This is a genomic window from Gracilimonas sp. B-17 (assembly GCF_056857935.1).
This window is the reverse complement of record NZ_JBSXOA010000012.1, coordinates 75,469-90,833: the sequence shown is the minus strand read 5'-3', so window position 1 is coordinate 90,833 and position 15,365 is coordinate 75,469. Positions and strand designations below refer to the sequence as shown.

Sequence of the window (15,365 nt, the reverse complement as noted above, 5' to 3'; positions counted from 1 at the left end):
AGACACTAAGCAGTGGTTGAACGTGTCTTAGAAAACTGTAAGACAGTGAATTTAAATGGTAGATATACAAAGAAAGTAGAATTTAATTGCACAGCTCTATAATAGTAAATCAGCAAGGGGCGAAGGATTTCCCTTTTGCGCTGTCTCGTCCGTCAGCGATGCCCCTTGCTTTAATTTTATCACGGACGAACAAAACGGACGAAATAATGAAACGGACGACTCTTAAAGCGGTAAAAACTCCGCACGATATAAAGCTCTATGATAAAGGTGATCGGGAACTTCCCCGACAGGATGCTTTCCTTGAACGAAAATTACTCACCGGAATAATTGTCAATGATGAAGTAATTGGGTGGGTAGATAAAAACATTAGATATGATTGGATTCAATCTGTCACAGCACGAAAGATCGTTAAACTGGTTCTTCAATATTATGATGAATTCGGGAAGGCACCGAAAATGGAAATGGAAGGACTTTATTTTGATTGGCTCAAGAACGGTAAGCTCACAAAAGAAGAAGCTGAGGAATTGGAAGAAGACCTGTTGCCTGAACTCTCCGAGGAGGCAGAAAAAGGAAGCATTGATACCAAGTTTCTTATTCAACAGGCTGGACAATATTTTGAGGAACGCAGACTTCAGCATCATTCCGAGCGTATCAGGGAGGCAATTAACATTGGTGATATTGAACAGGCGGAATTCTTAGCGAAAAACCCGCCCACTTCATTGAGTGGTAGACAAAACTTAATTGTACGAGATATTGATGATTATGCTAACCTAGAACGCCCAAAGATGATAATGAGCCCGTGGCTACGGGAAGGTGAATATTCTTTGGTGTATGCGGACAAGGGAGTAGGAAAGACGATGTTTGCTGTCCTGATATCGTACTTACTGTCATGCGAAAAGTATAAGGAGCCAGTGTGCGAAATAAGGGCAGATGATAATATGGTATGGCAAGTCAAGCGTCCTGCAAAAACTCTGTATGTGGCAGGGGAAATGGCGCAGGGTATCATGGACAGGTTTGCAGGGTTTAGGTGGATGGGAGATTACATTAAGCAGTACAAACCCCGCATCATTGACAGAGGCGAACAGCAAGCCCAAACCAACCAACCTTTTTCACTTAGTACCCGATCAAATCAGCAAGCAGTTATACAGCATCTAAAAAAGAACCCTGATGTTAAACTGGTGGTACTGGATAATGTGCAGACATTATTTGACCTAGAGGATAGCAACAGGGAAAGTGAATGGAGCAATAAGATAAATCCACTGCTTCAAGACCTTGAAGATGCAGGAGTTGCATGTCTGTTACTTGATCATACTGGGAAAGATGCCAGCCGTGGGGCAATGGGTACACATGCAAAGATAACCCGTGCCAGTTATGCAATACACCTGAAAGACCACGCAGATAAGAAAACAAAGAACGGAGGTCAGGCATGGTTTAAAGTTTGCCCAGATTATGCAAGGTATCCAGAGGGAGCATTTGAGCCATTCTACCTGCGATTTTGGGAAACTGATGGAGACACCGAATGGGAGGTAACAGGTGGACAGATGGAAGACCGTTCCGAACAGGTAAATAGAATTATCTCAGATATTATCCGAGGAGATAAACAAAAAGATATTGCCAGTAGATATGGACTTAGTCCAAGTCGTATATCACAGATTAAAAGTGAGGCAGAGGAAGAAGGACTGATGGAAGGTGGTAACCCGACTATGGAAGGATTTGATTTTATGAAACAGATGGAGGAAGATGATTAGTAAAGAAACAGTAATTATCAAAAGTTTAATGTTTAGCCCTATATATATAGGGGCTAAACTAAACATCTTCTTAAGAAAAAGTTTAGCATTAAAACAGGTATCTATCCAAACGAATAACAATAGGTTACACTACCCAATGAAAACAAAAAGTTTAGCAAAAGTTTAGAATTAAAAGTTTAGCGTAAATTTAACCCATAACAAGGAGGTACCAGATGCCACAAGTATGCCGAGTTTGTTCCCATGCGAACACGAAAGACATTGAAAACGATATAGTCCAAGGTGTCGCCCATGCGGCTATAGGTAGGAAGTATGACATTCATTTCCAGTCTGTTAGGTACCATGCGGAAAACCACCTCCCAGAGAAACTGGTACAGGCAGTTGAGAACAAAAAAGCCAATCACGCTGAGAATATTCTTGACGGAATAAAAGACTTGTTAGACCGTACCAAAGACATTCTTGATACTGCCGAAGAAAACGGTCATAACAGGTTAGCACTTGATGCCATCAAAGAAGCACGTGGTACCTATGAATTGTTATCCAAGATTGCGGTTAAGTTAGAGGAGTACCGTAGACAGAATAGAGAAGAAAAAGAAGATGTAGCAGAAGAATATGTACAAAGAGGTTTAGAGGTATTGACGACTGCCGAACTAAAAACCTTCATCCAGTTACAAGGTAAGATTGTTTCCGCTGACCCCGACTACCACCTGTCACCTTCAAGTCGGTATATAGTAGATTCCATGAACACGGTTAAGGCTGGTACCAGTTATCAGGAGGTTGATAGAGATCCCGAATCCCCACGCACCCGCCCTTCCCAAGACAAAGATAATCAAAAGACACCTGCAACCACCGGCACAGATGATGACTTTGATTTAGAATTTGACGACTTAGATGACATATCACTGGATGAGCCCGAATGGATAGAGAAAGAACGCCAAAAGAAGCATAAACGCGACCTCGGCTTGTAAGGTGTATAGCGAAACGGTAGTACATTCCCCATCAACTACCCATATTCATTAGTACACGGTTTATAGACTAACGCTATCCCCATTGCCTATACCTTACCCTGCCTTACACCTTATCGTCCGTTAAAAAACCGTGAGATTACTCTATTTTATCCCCTGAATGTCATTCCCCTGAAAAGGCGTGATAACTAACATTATGTAAAGTGATATTTTTCCAACCTGCCAGCAGACGTGAGAAACAAGGATTTTCATCAAAAGTCAGGATTACTAAATTAGGTATAGAGAGGTGAGCACCTAAATACCGTTCATATCATGAATTAGCAGATAAATTTAAGAACAACTTTTTCAGTCCAATTCATAAATATAGAACAAGGTATTTATTAGGCTTATATGTAAACCATTTAATAACAACAAAATATTGATGTGGATAAGTACCCTATAATGTGGAAAACTGGCCCGAATGTTACTTTTTTTTCGGCAGGCTAACTCTTAATCTGTGGTGAACAGAAATAGAAAAAGCCCGGCTGATCAGAGCCAGGCTTCTTCGATAACGAATAAATAAAAGGTCAATGAAGTTTTACTTATCGTTAATTCAACATAATAGTTCAGAGCTGAAAAGTAAAGAAAGAGGTGTTTTATTTCATTGTGATCTAAACATCATTTCTCTTATTACATTGGTTCTTTACCTACTATAATCCATAAGCCAGAGGGGTTAATTCTCCTCTGGTTCTTCTTCCCATTCAATGAATAGAGTAGATCTTGCTTTACTATCAATGTTGTTCAAGAAATTATTCTCCACCATAATGTCATAAATTTCTGGTTTTTTTGGGGGATTATAATCTGAATTATCGTCTGATGAATTTAATATTAACAAACAAGCCAAAGTTTCATTTAAGGTGAGTGTGTTTTTAATAATCTTGTAGAAATGCTTTTTTTGCATTTTGTTTAGACCTGATGTGTCAATAATGTCAATACAGTTATAGATACAGTTGACAAATGGTATTAGATACCCCATACTAAACTCAATCGTGTCAAGTCTACATTCGATAATCTCTTCTAATTTAGGTTCCTCACCAAGTTTGATGATTTCACGTCTTAATTCTTGGATCATTTCATTTAAAGCATTATCGCCGTTATATAAAACATCACCGTTATATGGTTTATTGTAACCATGACGATTTTTCAATCTTACATACTTAACTTTTTCAAGGAGTTTATCTTTTCTCTCTAATAAGCTGAAAAGGGAATAATTTAGACTTACAAACTCTGATCTGTTAGCCTGATCTTGAAGTGATTTTTCAATCTTATTTATATGTTCTTTTTGATCTTTATAGGTCATGTAAATTAATACCACAGACAAAAGGGCTAGTGATACACCAAGAGTACCTCCAATATAATCTCCAAAACTTCCCCACAAACTTATATTGCTTGTCCAAACTGTATCTTTGAAACTTATTAAGTATGGTATGCCAACTATTAAAATTACCATAACGATGGTTATGGTTATCCAGTGCTTTTTAATCGAACTAATCAAGAGCCACCTAATTTAATATTTTCAACTAATGACTTAATTTCACCTTCACTCTTAATGTACCCGGCATCCTTAACAGCAAATACAGATTTTGCTACCTCAAGCAAATACTGCTGTTTTGAGTTGTTGTCTTGCTCACCCAATTGATCATAAAAGAACTGAAATGAATCTAGGGAGTTTGCTCTCTGCACATTTTGTGAATATATATTTCTGTGAATATTAAATTGTTTTACAGAAAATTTCAGAATGAACAATAAGAGCGTAATTACTAAAATTTTTCCAATGTAATATGGTAGTAGTAATTGAGTGTATGTTATTTCGGAAATTCCTAAATCTTTTATGTTATCCAATATCGTTTCTAATTCCTTCCCTGTAGGTATTATTAAATCTTGTCGAAATATTAGTAATGCAATTACCAAAAGAGCCAACCCACTCAGAATTAAAAACCACTCTGAACTACCCCATTCTCGTAAATCCCTACAGGGATTGGAGTGTTTTTTAGCTTCTTTGTGGAAAATTTGAGAGTAGTTATGTGCAAATTTTTCGCTGGTTAAATCTTCAATATTTTCAACTAACTTTTTTGCCCTTTTATGTTGGATTTTAATTTCATCTGTTTTTTGAAATATTTCACTATCAATGGAATTATACGCTGAATATGCATACGCCATTGGAGGAAAATTCGAGAATCTCCCATTTTCTGCGCTAAAGAAATCATTAAAAAGTTTATTTGCATTGCCTCTTATCTTATTAATTAAGTGACTTGCAGAATTATTTTCAGGATCAAAATCTAATATTGAATTACAAACACTGATATATTCATTTATTGCTTCCCTAAGTTTTGAATCGAACAGGTGCCTCCCAATTTGTTCTTCAGGCACATAATCAACTAGCATCGATATTATTTCGGCAATTTCTTTTAACTTTTTATCAATATTGACTAATTCAAATGAAAGTCCCTTTCTTGAGTAGTCTTTCTCTTTGTATATGAAGAATTTGTTAATTAAATCATTTCTTTCTTTTAAATGCTTTTCCATAATTTCTTAATTTAAGTTCCCCTTTATTATCGCCTATATAATAGTTTTGGTGCTCAGTTAAAGCAAATATTAATAACATCCTTCATCACTCTTAATTTTTTTACCTGACTTTACTTTTGAAATACGTTAATAATCATTGTCAGCCAATCTGAACTTCACACTAAAATAAAGTAAACTGATTTTTTGCATTATTTGGTTGAAAGTATTTGTTTTCAGTAAACGAATAATAAATACAACGGGATATGAAATACAGAGTAACAATATTAATCGGAGTACTTCTAATTTCTTCATCTGTATATGGTCAAGTAAGAAACACGACATGGGGTGATGACGTCGAAACAGTAAAAAAAACTATTACTGAAGAAATTGTCCAAGAACAAGAAAATGGAAGGAAATACATTTTGCTTACATCAACAACTGTAGGTTCTAAAGATGCGGTAATTGGATACGTTTTTGGTGATGACCAGTTGATACGAATCAATTATATCTTTCGCGAATCACATTCTAATGACAATAACTATATGGATGATTACTATGATATCAATGAAATTCTAGAACAAAAATATGGTCAACCGGACTCTGAAGATAAGATATGGTCTAATGATTTATACAGAGATGACCCCAGTAATTACGGATTCGCAATCAGTATGGGACACTATGGGTTACAAACTGATTGGGAAACTGAAGACACTGAAATAATGCATATACTATCGGGTAATAATTTTGAAATTGAGCATAATCTTCAATACAAATCAGTAGAATTAGGAGCTTTAGAAGATAAGATAAACGAACAGAAAAATGTATCTGACTTCTAGTATTGTAGTTTCAGTAGGTGGTTGTGCAATTGATAAAGAGAAATAAATGAATATTGATTTATTGAGTCTGCTTATTGGTAGTGGTATAACAGCACTAACTTCATTTTTAGTTGCTAAATACCAAATAGACTACATGATTAAGCTCGAGATAAAGAAACTTAAATGGGATAGATATTCAGAAAAATTATTTGAATTAAGTGAAAATGTAAGTAAAGCAGCCTTCGTAATACCAAAACATATTGACAAAGAGGATGTTCCAGAAACATATATCGAGGACCTTGTTGAGGTAATAGGTATTAGCAAAAGATGGATTCACTATAAAGATCTAAGTAAACTTTTAAAAAGTTTTGAAGACGATGCCTTTGATGCCTTAGTTGGTCATGGTGGGAACCTCGTAAAGGAAAGAAGAGATCAAATTGTACAAAGTATTCCGATAAAAGCATCACAAATACAAACTGAGATAGATAAAATATTTGATGTCTGAGGGTTCATTTTTGTAAAGAATTGCTCTAAAACTGCTCTTACTAAACAAAGCCAATGAATGAATTAATCACCAACATAGTATTTACTGCCTTTGGCATTCTATACGGTGGTATTTTGATACTCGCCCTTTGGTGGAAAGTTTACCTTCCACTTACAAACTGGATGGAACAAAAACAGGATAATCGCCGGAGCAGGATGCGCGATTATTAAGTACCCCTTTACTATGTAGTTGGGGTTGATTAGGTTGCAGCAATTACAAACCACAGCCTGTTAAACATGAAGCAACAACCAGTCAAGCTCTATGAAGCTGAAAAAACTAACCTCCCAACTAACCAACCTGTACGGTACTATGGTAGAGCAGATGGAAATGTTTATGTAGTTTATTCCGAGCCCTACGAGACAAAAAAAGCTGGTAAGATAAAAATTGAATATAAAATCGCCCGTTTAGAAAATTGCTCATTTAATTCTGAGAAAACAGTCTTCAAAGATGGGGAAGAACTTAGGAAGGATTTATCTGGCCAGTACCCGCAGTTAGATACACCAGACATTCACAAACATATCAAGGTCATAGATAAGAATAGGACCATTCAAGGAGCGTTTGAGTTAGCTGAAAAGTGGTTCTTTAATAATAAAAAGCTTCCAATGATACGGACGAAATGAAAAAGCCCAATCCGTAAAAAACAGACTGGGCTTTATAATTATGGGGTATCTATTTAAGCTGACTTCCTCGGAGCGTTCATCCTTGTTAGTTGTGTACATCCGTTACCATCAAACTTCAGTAACCGTGCAAACGGTTGACTGCCATTAAAAGTAACAATTACCATATCGTACTTACCTGTAGTTTTAGAGGATGAGAAAACCTGAATCTCATCAACCAATTTTCTTATGGTTGCTCGAATCTTTAACCTGATTTCTTGCGCTTCTTTTTCAGACTTAGCAGAAGATTCCAATTTTTGTACTTCGGAAAGCGTATTTAAATTTCCCTGAATTGCCTTTGCTTGTCTTTCAAGGTCAATACGGTTTCTAGTTAACTTTTCGTTCAACTGGGCAAGCTCTTTTCGTTCATTACCTATTTTCTCCAATCGTAGTTTTAGTTTTTGACGAATCACTGAGGAATCTTCATCGGCTATACTGTCCAGCAGGTTATCTTCCTTTCGTGCCAACTCATCAATTCGTTCCCCGTTGGCATCAATGGTCTGAGTAAGTTGTTCCACCTGTTCAATATGCTTGTCAGGAGACGGTAGAATATCAGAGGCTTTCAGCTCAAAGGTTTTATTAAAAAAGGTTTCCATAAAATGAGTGTAATGAATTGGTCGGGCATCACACTTTTCTCCTTTTTTTGCTCTACTTGGTTCTCGGGATAAAGCGCAATAAAGATATCCGCCTTTCTTAGACTTTTTCCCCTTGCGAATATGATGTAATGGACTGCCACATTTTCCACATTTAGCAATTCCTGTGAAAAGATTATGAGCCTTGTCTGCCCTTCCTCCATGATGACCATGTTTTTCCCTCCAACGTTTCATTCTCCGTTGAACAGCATAAAACAGTTCTTCGTCAACTACTGTTGGATAATAATCCTTGATAGGTTCTCCTACAGGTTCACGCTTACCATCTACTTTAGTACACGGTTGGTACTCTCCTAAAACTCTGCGGTCATGAACTATTCGTTGAATAGTGGACTCAGGCCATCCACCTGTTTTGTTGCGATTGGATTTTGGTGGTTGCCAAAAATTAGGATCGTTATTTAAGGTCCTTTGAATCCTATTATTTCCGTATCCGTCGGCTTTTAGTTTGAATATCTGAATAACTGATTCTATTACCTCTGATTTTTTGATGAACCTCGTTTTATCCTTTGATAATTCCAACCATAAAGGACACATTCCAGTTAGTTTCTTCTCTCCGTTTTTTGCTTTCATTCGCTTTTCTTTCCAAGCTTCAGAAAGACGTTCTGATTTCTTTTTACTTTCAAAATAGGCTCGTTCAATCTCTGCAACGAGTCCGCTATACTCACCTGGATTATTTTGTATACTCTCATCTGTAAATTCACGGACACGGTACCAATCCAGTACCACTAACATAATACCAGCTCTTAGTATCAACTTGATTACATCGGTTGCAGTTAAAGGTTCTTGCCTTCCTAACCTATCAATGCTTTCAACTATCAAACGAGACCCTGAAGGTATTTTTCCTGCTTCAACAAGTATTAAGAATTTACCAAGGTTTCCTTCTTTAATGTGTTTACCTGTATAACCAGACAAACCCTCATCTTTCATGTCAAGTGAAGTATCTAATTCCAAGTTATTTTTTTTAGCATACTGTTCAGCTGCTTCAATTTGTCTTCGTGCAGAATCACCTTCTTTCTGTTTAGGATTCGAGAATCTTAAGTACGAATAGCATTTCTTTGTAGTCATTTTTTCTCCATTAATTAATCTTAGTTATTATATAATACAAATCCGGGTTTAATTATCGCTTTAACGTTACCACATTATGTGAGCCTGCCGCAGCGATCTCCAATGCCCGTTTTACATTTTCCTGTCCACGTGCATCACTGAAATCGAGCGGATTATGTTTTCCGTTCTGATGAAAATACTCCTGAACATTACTTCTGAGCGGGTCCATACTCCCCCTGTTTTCAAGCCAGTCCTTTACCTGATTTAAATGTTCAAACGGAAACACCTCGATCCCCTCAACCACTGCAGCTTCTCCCCCATTTTCTTTTGGCACTACCAAATATTTGAACCCTTTTTTTGCGGCTTCAACAGCAACCGGCAATACACCCTTCACCGGACGGATCTTCCCATCAAGTGCCAGCTCACCCAGCATAACCGTATCATCCAATTTATTGGTATGCAGCTGCCCTGACATATTTAGAATTCCTACAGCGATCGGCAGATCGAATCCGTTACCTTCCTTTGGAAGATCGGCCGGGGCTAGATTCACCGTGATCCGCCCCAAAGGATAGTAGGATCCTGTGTTTCGTATAGCAGCCTCAACACGGTCGCGCGATTCCTTGACCGCCCGGTCAGGAAGCCCAACCAGAAAGAAGGCGATCATACCGTTTGTGTGATGAGTTTCTACGTCAATGATCTTTGCATCTACCCCGACAGTAGATGCACAATAAACTCTTGATAACATGTTTTGTACCTGAATCTTTTTTATTCTCTTTACGTAGTTAGAGCTGTGGGAAAGCAAATCCTTACAAAAAATTTTCATAAATCATACATATCATGAAAAAAGAAGAAGCTAAAACGAAGGCAAAAACGATCTATCAGGAGATACAGGGCGGTGTTAATGAAGTGATCAGTCAGATCAGAAAAATGATCAAGGAAGGAAGTGCCCGAAAGCTTATCATCAAGAACAAGGAAGGGGAGATCAAGTTCCAGACCAACCTGACAATGGGAGTGGGCGGTGTTACCCTGGCAGCAGCTATGGCTCCGGTTATATCAGCGATCGGTATGTTTGCCATGTTCATCAACGATTATCAGATCATCGTGGAGCGGGAAGTGACCGACGAAGACGAATATTCTGTGGATGCTGAGTTTATTGACATTCAGGATGAAGATGAGGAAAGCTCAGAGACTGAAACGAAGGAAAAGTCAAACTCCAAAACAAAGACTGATACAAAAGAAGAAGAGAAAGACGAAAAAACAGTAGGGAAAAAAGAAAAGTAGTTTGGAAATTAAGTTATTGAGAGATTAAGTAAACCAATACTTAATCTCTCAATCTTCAAATAACTTATTTCCAATGGGACTCGGCGATAGCTTCTCTGCTTTCCAGCTCTCCGAGGTAGCGCTCAGCGTCCAGAGCGGCCTTGCAACCGGTTCCCGCTGCCGTCACAGCCTGTCGGTATACAGCATCCATGGCATCACCGCAGGCAAACAATCCCGGCTGATCGGTTTCGGTGGACTGTCCTTTGGTTTGAATGTATCCCACATCATCCATCTCAACCACCCCTTTGAAGAGATCGGTATTTGGTTTGTGGCCGATAGCTACAAATACACCGGTTACATCATCCAATGTGGTAACCTCATCTGTATTTCGGTTTTTGACTTTGGCCCCTTCCACAACATTGTCACCCAGGACTTCAACCAGCTCACTGTCCCACATAAATTCAATTTTGTCATTATTGAAGGCGCGCTGCTGCATGGCTTTGGAGGCACGTAATTCATCACGGCGGTGTACTACAGTAACCTTGCTGGCAAATTTGGTCAGGAACGTGGCTTCTTCCATGGCGGTATCACCACCACCGATCACAAGAACATGCTGATCTCGGAAGAATGCGCCATCGCAGGTTGCACAAGCAGAAACACCTTTACCCCGAAGTTTTTGCTCGCTTGGCAAATGCAGCCATTTCGCCGATGCTCCGGTCGAAGCGATCACAGCATGAGCAAAGATCTCCACATTATCATCTATGGTGAGGATATAGGGTTTTTGGCTGAAATCGATGTTCGTCACCATTCCGTAACGGCAATCCGCACCAAAACGAGTAGCTTGTTCTCTCATATCCTGCATCATTTGCGGTCCCATCACCCCTTCAGGGTATCCCGGAAAATTTTCTACATCAGTGGTTGTCATTAGCTGACCACCCGGTTCAGGACCTTCAAATACAATTGGACTCAGATCAGCTCTTGCCGCATAAAGGGCTGCCGTCAATCCGGCTGGTCCGCTACCAACAATTACTACTTTGAATGTTTTACCTGCAATATCTTCCATAATAATTTCCTTTATTGATTCAGCTTTAATTATAAGGTTTAATAAGCAAAATAGCCTCTCAAATTATCCTATCTGAATCATAGACTTTGCTTATTTCGAGTTCATTGATTCTTCATTTTTCTAAGAACAATTGAACTCATAAAAACCGCTCCTCTCTCTGGATTATAGCAAAGCTAAATCCGTCTCTCTCCAAAGAGAGATAGAATCTTGTTCCTTTCAAGTATTTGAGTACGTGTATACAATTAAATCAGGCCAACCCTGTGTCCCTCCGGGAGGGACAGCAAGAACAGCTTGCCTGTTTCTTGCTGGGAGGGGCGTGTATTTTTCAACCCACAAAATCCCGAAAAATGCAGTCTCAAATATGTTTGCGATTTAGATTCATTTCACTAAGTTAACTGCTGTTAAGTAAATAGGAGGAAATACAGTGATCGTAGGTGTTTTAAAAGAAACAGCAGACTTCGAGCGCAGGGTTGCTTTGACCCCTGAAGTTTCTGAACAGCTTATCAAAAAGGGATTGGAAGTTTGGGTTGAATCGAATGCAGGCGTTGCTTCTAACTTCCCGGATCAACAATACAAAGAAATCGGGGCTGTCATAGCTGAGGGGCGAAACAAGATCCTATCAGATTCAGATATACTGCTTACTATACAAACCCCCTCTGATGAGGAACTAAAGAAATTAAAGAAAGATGCGGTATTGGTCTGTTTTCTTTGGGCACTTCAACACCCTGAATTGGTCGAACTGCTAAAAGAATTAGGTATTTCAGCGTTGGGCATGGATGCCGTTCCGCGAATATCACGTGCCCAGAATATGGATGCCCTCTCCTCCATGAGCTCTATCGCCGGATATAAAGCCGCGCTTATTGCTGCCAATGAACTGGATAAATACCTGCCGATGATGATGACAGCAGCAGGCACCATCCCTCCTGCAAAATCTTTGGTGCTTGGCGCCGGGGTAGCCGGACTTCAGGCCATAGCCACCTTAAAAAGACTCGGTTCAGTTGTTGAAGCATTCGATATCCGTCCTGAAGTAAAAGAACAAGTTGAAAGCCTGGGAGCTAAATTCGTGGAAGTGCAGCTTGGTGATGAAGAAACTCAAACTGAAGGCGGTTATGCTAAAGAGTTGGATGAATCCAAACAAGATCTGCAACGGCAGGTCATACATGAGCATGCCAAAAAATCTGACATCATTGTAACTACAGCACTCATACCAGGCAGGCCGGCGCCTGTTTTGATCACCGAGTCCATGGTGAAAGACATGATGCCCGGTTCTGTGATCGTTGACATTGCATCAGAAAACGGTGGTAATTGTGAATTAACAGAGCATGGCAAGACCATCGAGAAGTATGGGGTCAATATAGTTGGACCAAACAATCTCCCAAGTCAGTTGTCATTACACGCAAGTAAGCTCTATTCCAAAAATATGTATGCCCTTTTGGATCTGCTTATCGAAGACGGCAAACCGAATTTTAACTTTGAAGACGAAATATTACTAAAAACCACCATCACACACCAGGGCGAGATCATCAGCCCAATGCTTAAAGAGTAACGAATCTTGAACCTGCCTTGCCGGCAGGTAGGTATTCAATAATGAAAATCGAAGTGTTTGTTATTAAAAAATTTGAATTGAATCATATAACCGAACTATTGAACAACTTTTATTGAGTACTTCTGAATTCAATGTTCCTTGTTCAATATTCAATATTCAACCACCATGTCTGCCTTAATATTCTCCTTATTTATCTTTGTTCTGGCCTGTTTTATTGGCTTTGAGCTGATTTCAAAAGTCCCGCCGACCTTACATACACCACTCATGAGTGGTGCCAATGCCATATCGGGTATCACCATTGTTGGGGCACTGATCGTTGCCGGCCATTCGGGAATTGATTCCCAGATCAGTCAGATCATTGGATTTGTAGCCATCATATTTGCCACCATTAACGTGGTTGGTGGTTTTATGGTTACCGACCGCATGCTGGAAATGTTCAAGAAAAAAGGAGATGAGAAATGAGTCAGTTTATACCCGAGGCGTTCCTACCCTATTTACCTGACACCATTCAGATCATTTACCTGATCGCGACCTTTTTCTTTATTCGTGGCCTGAAATTATTGAATTCACCTGCAACAGCTAGAAAAGGAAATCAGTTAGCTGCCCTCGGGATGTTTATTGGTATTGTGGTCACACTCTTTGACCAACAGATCATCTCGTTCGAATGGATCATAGCCGGTATTCTGATAGGTGGTTTGATCGGTGCCGTACTGGCCAAAAAAGTGGCTATGACCGCCATGCCGGAACTGGTTGCCGTATTCAATGGATTTGGCGGCGGTGCCTCTGCACTCGTTGCCTGGGGTGAATTTTCCCGATTGGTCGACCCGACCACAATGACACCTGATAGTCTGGTAACCACCGGGTTAGGTATCTTCATTGGTTCACTTACCTTTACCGGTAGTTTCATTGCCTTCGGTAAACTCAAGGGTTTTATTTCCGGAAATGCCATCACCTTCCCGGGATTGAATATTATCAACATCGGTTCTATGATCGCCGTATTGGTTCTGATCGGCTTTTTCACCTTCGACCCAACCAACCAAACTATTTTTTGGGTCATCCTGGGGTTATCTCTGTTGATCGGTATCACTTCGGTTATCCCAATTGGCGGAGCTGATATGCCGGTAGTCATTTCACTACTCAACTCTTACTCGGGACTTGCTGCTTCGATGGCCGGTTTTGTGATCGGCAATAACCTATTGATCATTGCCGGTGCACTTGTAGGGGCCGCCGGACTCATTCTTACACAAATTATGTGTAAAGCAATGAACCGCTCGCTGGCCAATGTGATCTTTGGTGCCTTTGGCGGAGATTCCGGCGGATCAGGAGGCGGTGAAGATGGAGATAAAACAGTTCGTGAAACTTCGGCTGAAGATCTCGCCATTCAGGTTGCTTATGCTTCTAAAGTGGTGATCGCTCCCGGTTATGGCCTTGCCGTTGCTCAGGCACAACACGTACTCAAGGAAGTGGCCATGAAGCTTGAAGAGCGAGGCGTTCAGGTCAAATACGGCATCCATCCTGTAGCAGGACGTATGCCCGGACATATGAATGTATTACTTGCTGAGGCGGATGTACCCTACGACCAATTACTTGACATGGATCAGATCAACCCTGAATTCAAGACAACGGATGTGGTCCTGATCATTGGAGCCAACGATGTGGTGAATCCGGTTGCCAAGACAGAACCCGGTAGCCCGATCTACGGCATGCCAATTCTCAATGTGGATGAGGCAAAGCGTACCGTGGTATTCAAACGAAGTCTTAGCCCCGGTTATGCAGGTATAGACAATCCGTTATTCTATGATGAAAAAAATCAGATGTTTTTCGGAGACGCCAAGAAGAGCTTACAAGCTCTCAACGAAGCCCTGAATGATGTGTAAATAAGTGTGCAAATGTATAGTGTTCTGTAGTATCTTTGATGTCTTAAAAAAACAGATCATCTACATTTCTTATTAGCATAAAATGCGTCTTTATTTCAAAGCAGTACTGGCGGCACTATTTCTTACTATCATTGTCTTTTCAAGCGGTTGTTTCAGCAACACAGACGAGTGTAACTACGAATTGAACCTGGCAGGGGTAGATTCCGCTCAGCTTGAAGAAGACATTGCCGCCATCGATACCTATATCTCCGAAAACAATATCGAAAACGTACAGATACATTCATCCGGTCTTAGGTATGTAATCAATGAACAGGGATCCGGGAATTTCCCCGATCTATGCGGTCAGGTTACGGTTAATTATCAGGGTCAACTTATGAACGACGGTACGGTATTTGATCAATCCCAAAATCCCGTCACCTTCCCACTTAGAAATCTGATCTATGGCTGGCAGATCGGTATCCCCATCCTGAAATCCGGTGGCTCTATCACCCTTTATATTCCATCGGTTTACGCATATGGATCTCGCGGTTCAGGTGAAAGCATCCCACCAAATGCCAACCTGATCTTCGATGTCGAGCTTATTAACACAAAGTGAATCGTTTCAGGACGCCTTCACAATTCCTTCATAAAGAAAACCTATCACGCTTTAAACGTTT

16 protein-coding genes are annotated in these 15,365 nt (G+C 39.9%); 11 read left to right on the top strand and 5 right to left on the bottom strand.

The genetic code is table 11. From position 1 onward, the window contains the following. Positions 1–206: 206 nt before the first annotated feature. Together AC13FX_RS09000 and AC13FX_RS08995 are read left to right on the top strand one after the other, a co-directional pair. The gene (locus tag AC13FX_RS09000) at positions 207–1,748 is read left to right on the top strand and encodes an AAA family ATPase (protein WP_482880236.1); all 1,542 of its coding nucleotides are present in this window, start codon (positions 207–209) and stop codon (positions 1,746–1,748) included. A gap of 212 nt (positions 1,749–1,960) precedes the next feature. Continuing rightward, positions 1,961–2,713 carry a hypothetical protein gene (locus AC13FX_RS08995; protein ID WP_482880235.1) on the top strand — a complete coding sequence of 251 codons (753 nt, stop codon included), beginning with the start codon at positions 1,961–1,963 and terminating at the stop codon, positions 2,711–2,713. A 709-nt stretch (positions 2,714–3,422) separates the two neighbouring features. Here the strand turns inward: AC13FX_RS08995 and AC13FX_RS08990 are convergent. Next, the gene (locus tag AC13FX_RS08990) at positions 3,423–4,199 is read right to left on the bottom strand and encodes a hypothetical protein (protein WP_482880234.1); all 777 of its coding nucleotides are present in this window, start codon (positions 4,197–4,199) and stop codon (positions 3,423–3,425) included. Between the two features lie 41 nt (positions 4,200–4,240). Continuing rightward, entirely contained in the window at positions 4,241–5,275 is a 1,035-nt protein-coding gene (locus AC13FX_RS08985) for a hypothetical protein (protein ID WP_482880233.1), read from the bottom strand. 242 nt (positions 5,276–5,517) lie between these two features. On the opposite strand from AC13FX_RS08985, the gene AC13FX_RS08980 reads away from it, so the two are divergent. The 4 genes from AC13FX_RS08980 (at position 5,518) to AC13FX_RS08965 (ending at position 7,233) form a co-directional block, all read left to right on the top strand. Next, positions 5,518–6,090, top strand: coding sequence for a hypothetical protein (locus tag AC13FX_RS08980; RefSeq protein WP_482880232.1), 573 nt, complete (start codon positions 5,518–5,520; stop codon positions 6,088–6,090). 46 nt (positions 6,091–6,136) lie between these two features. Further along, positions 6,137–6,574, top strand: coding sequence for a hypothetical protein (locus AC13FX_RS08975; protein ID WP_482880231.1), 438 nt, complete (start codon positions 6,137–6,139; stop codon positions 6,572–6,574). Positions 6,575–6,627: 53 nt separating this feature from the next. Next, the gene (locus tag AC13FX_RS08970) at positions 6,628–6,783 is read left to right on the top strand and encodes a hypothetical protein (protein ID WP_482880230.1); all 156 of its coding nucleotides are present in this window, start codon (positions 6,628–6,630) and stop codon (positions 6,781–6,783) included. A gap of 66 nt (positions 6,784–6,849) precedes the next feature. After that, complete coding sequence (locus AC13FX_RS08965) at positions 6,850–7,233, top strand: hypothetical protein (protein ID WP_482880229.1); 384 nt, start codon at positions 6,850–6,852, stop codon at positions 7,231–7,233. 53 nt (positions 7,234–7,286) lie between these two features. Here the strand turns inward: AC13FX_RS08965 and AC13FX_RS08960 are convergent, their stop codons facing one another. Together AC13FX_RS08960 and AC13FX_RS08955 are read right to left on the bottom strand one after the other, a co-directional pair. Next, on the bottom strand, positions 7,287–8,984 hold the full coding sequence (locus AC13FX_RS08960) for a recombinase family protein (protein WP_482880228.1): 1,698 nt from the start codon (positions 8,982–8,984) through the stop codon (positions 7,287–7,289). A gap of 52 nt (positions 8,985–9,036) precedes the next feature. Further along, positions 9,037–9,708 carry a magnesium chelatase domain-containing protein gene (locus tag AC13FX_RS08955; RefSeq protein WP_482880227.1) on the bottom strand — a complete coding sequence of 224 codons (672 nt, stop codon included), beginning with the start codon at positions 9,706–9,708 and terminating at the stop codon, positions 9,037–9,039. A 92-nt stretch (positions 9,709–9,800) separates the two neighbouring features. On the opposite strand from AC13FX_RS08955, the gene AC13FX_RS08950 reads away from it, so the two are divergent. Further along, the gene (locus tag AC13FX_RS08950) at positions 9,801–10,244 is read left to right on the top strand and encodes a DUF4342 domain-containing protein (RefSeq protein ID WP_482880226.1); all 444 of its coding nucleotides are present in this window, start codon (positions 9,801–9,803) and stop codon (positions 10,242–10,244) included. Between the two features lie 64 nt (positions 10,245–10,308). Here the strand turns inward: AC13FX_RS08950 and trxB are convergent, their stop codons facing one another. Next, on the bottom strand, positions 10,309–11,286 hold the full coding sequence (gene trxB, locus AC13FX_RS08945) for a thioredoxin-disulfide reductase (protein WP_482880225.1): 978 nt from the start codon (positions 11,284–11,286) through the stop codon (positions 10,309–10,311). Positions 11,287–11,710: 424 nt separating this feature from the next. Between trxB and AC13FX_RS08940 the strand changes: the two genes are divergently transcribed. From AC13FX_RS08940 to AC13FX_RS08925, 4 genes are all read left to right on the top strand, one after another. Continuing rightward, complete coding sequence (locus AC13FX_RS08940) at positions 11,711–12,832, top strand: Re/Si-specific NAD(P)(+) transhydrogenase subunit alpha (protein WP_482880224.1); 1,122 nt, start codon at positions 11,711–11,713, stop codon at positions 12,830–12,832. Positions 12,833–12,997: 165 nt separating this feature from the next. After that, the gene (locus AC13FX_RS08935) at positions 12,998–13,294 is read left to right on the top strand and encodes an NAD(P) transhydrogenase subunit alpha part 2 (RefSeq protein WP_482880223.1); all 297 of its coding nucleotides are present in this window, start codon (positions 12,998–13,000) and stop codon (positions 13,292–13,294) included. Next, the gene (locus AC13FX_RS08930; RefSeq protein WP_482880222.1) at positions 13,291–14,709 is read left to right on the top strand and encodes an NAD(P)(+) transhydrogenase (Re/Si-specific) subunit beta; all 1,419 of its coding nucleotides are present in this window, start codon (positions 13,291–13,293) and stop codon (positions 14,707–14,709) included. The genes AC13FX_RS08935 and AC13FX_RS08930 overlap by 4 nt, the downstream gene beginning before the upstream one ends. 82 nt (positions 14,710–14,791) lie before the next feature. After that, on the top strand, positions 14,792–15,304 hold the full coding sequence (locus tag AC13FX_RS08925) for an FKBP-type peptidyl-prolyl cis-trans isomerase (protein ID WP_482880221.1): 513 nt from the start codon (positions 14,792–14,794) through the stop codon (positions 15,302–15,304). The last annotated feature ends 61 nt before the right edge of the window (positions 15,305–15,365 follow it).

Coding starts and splice junctions, on each gene's coding strand:
- AC13FX_RS09000 (WP_482880236.1), top strand. CDS start 207: ATGAAACGGACGACTCTTAAAGCGGTAAAAACTCCGCACGATATAAAG.
- AC13FX_RS08995 (WP_482880235.1), top strand. CDS start 1,961: ATGCCACAAGTATGCCGAGTTTGTTCCCATGCGAACACGAAAGACATT.
- AC13FX_RS08990 (WP_482880234.1), bottom strand. CDS start 4,199: ATGGTAATTTTAATAGTTGGCATACCATACTTAATAAGTTTCAAAGAT.
- AC13FX_RS08985 (WP_482880233.1), bottom strand. CDS start 5,275: ATGGAAAAGCATTTAAAAGAAAGAAATGATTTAATTAACAAATTCTTC.
- AC13FX_RS08980 (WP_482880232.1), top strand. CDS start 5,518: ATGAAATACAGAGTAACAATATTAATCGGAGTACTTCTAATTTCTTCA.
- AC13FX_RS08975 (WP_482880231.1), top strand. CDS start 6,137: ATGAATATTGATTTATTGAGTCTGCTTATTGGTAGTGGTATAACAGCA.
- AC13FX_RS08970 (WP_482880230.1), top strand. CDS start 6,628: ATGAATGAATTAATCACCAACATAGTATTTACTGCCTTTGGCATTCTA.
- AC13FX_RS08965 (WP_482880229.1), top strand. CDS start 6,850: ATGAAGCAACAACCAGTCAAGCTCTATGAAGCTGAAAAAACTAACCTC.
- AC13FX_RS08960 (WP_482880228.1), bottom strand. CDS start 8,984: ATGACTACAAAGAAATGCTATTCGTACTTAAGATTCTCGAATCCTAAA.
- AC13FX_RS08955 (WP_482880227.1), bottom strand. CDS start 9,708: ATGTTATCAAGAGTTTATTGTGCATCTACTGTCGGGGTAGATGCAAAG.
- AC13FX_RS08950 (WP_482880226.1), top strand. CDS start 9,801: ATGAAAAAAGAAGAAGCTAAAACGAAGGCAAAAACGATCTATCAGGAG.
- trxB (WP_482880225.1), bottom strand. CDS start 11,286: ATGGAAGATATTGCAGGTAAAACATTCAAAGTAGTAATTGTTGGTAGC.
- AC13FX_RS08935 (WP_482880223.1), top strand. CDS start 12,998: ATGTCTGCCTTAATATTCTCCTTATTTATCTTTGTTCTGGCCTGTTTT.
- AC13FX_RS08930 (WP_482880222.1), top strand. CDS start 13,291: ATGAGTCAGTTTATACCCGAGGCGTTCCTACCCTATTTACCTGACACC.
- AC13FX_RS08925 (WP_482880221.1), top strand. CDS start 14,792: ATGCGTCTTTATTTCAAAGCAGTACTGGCGGCACTATTTCTTACTATC.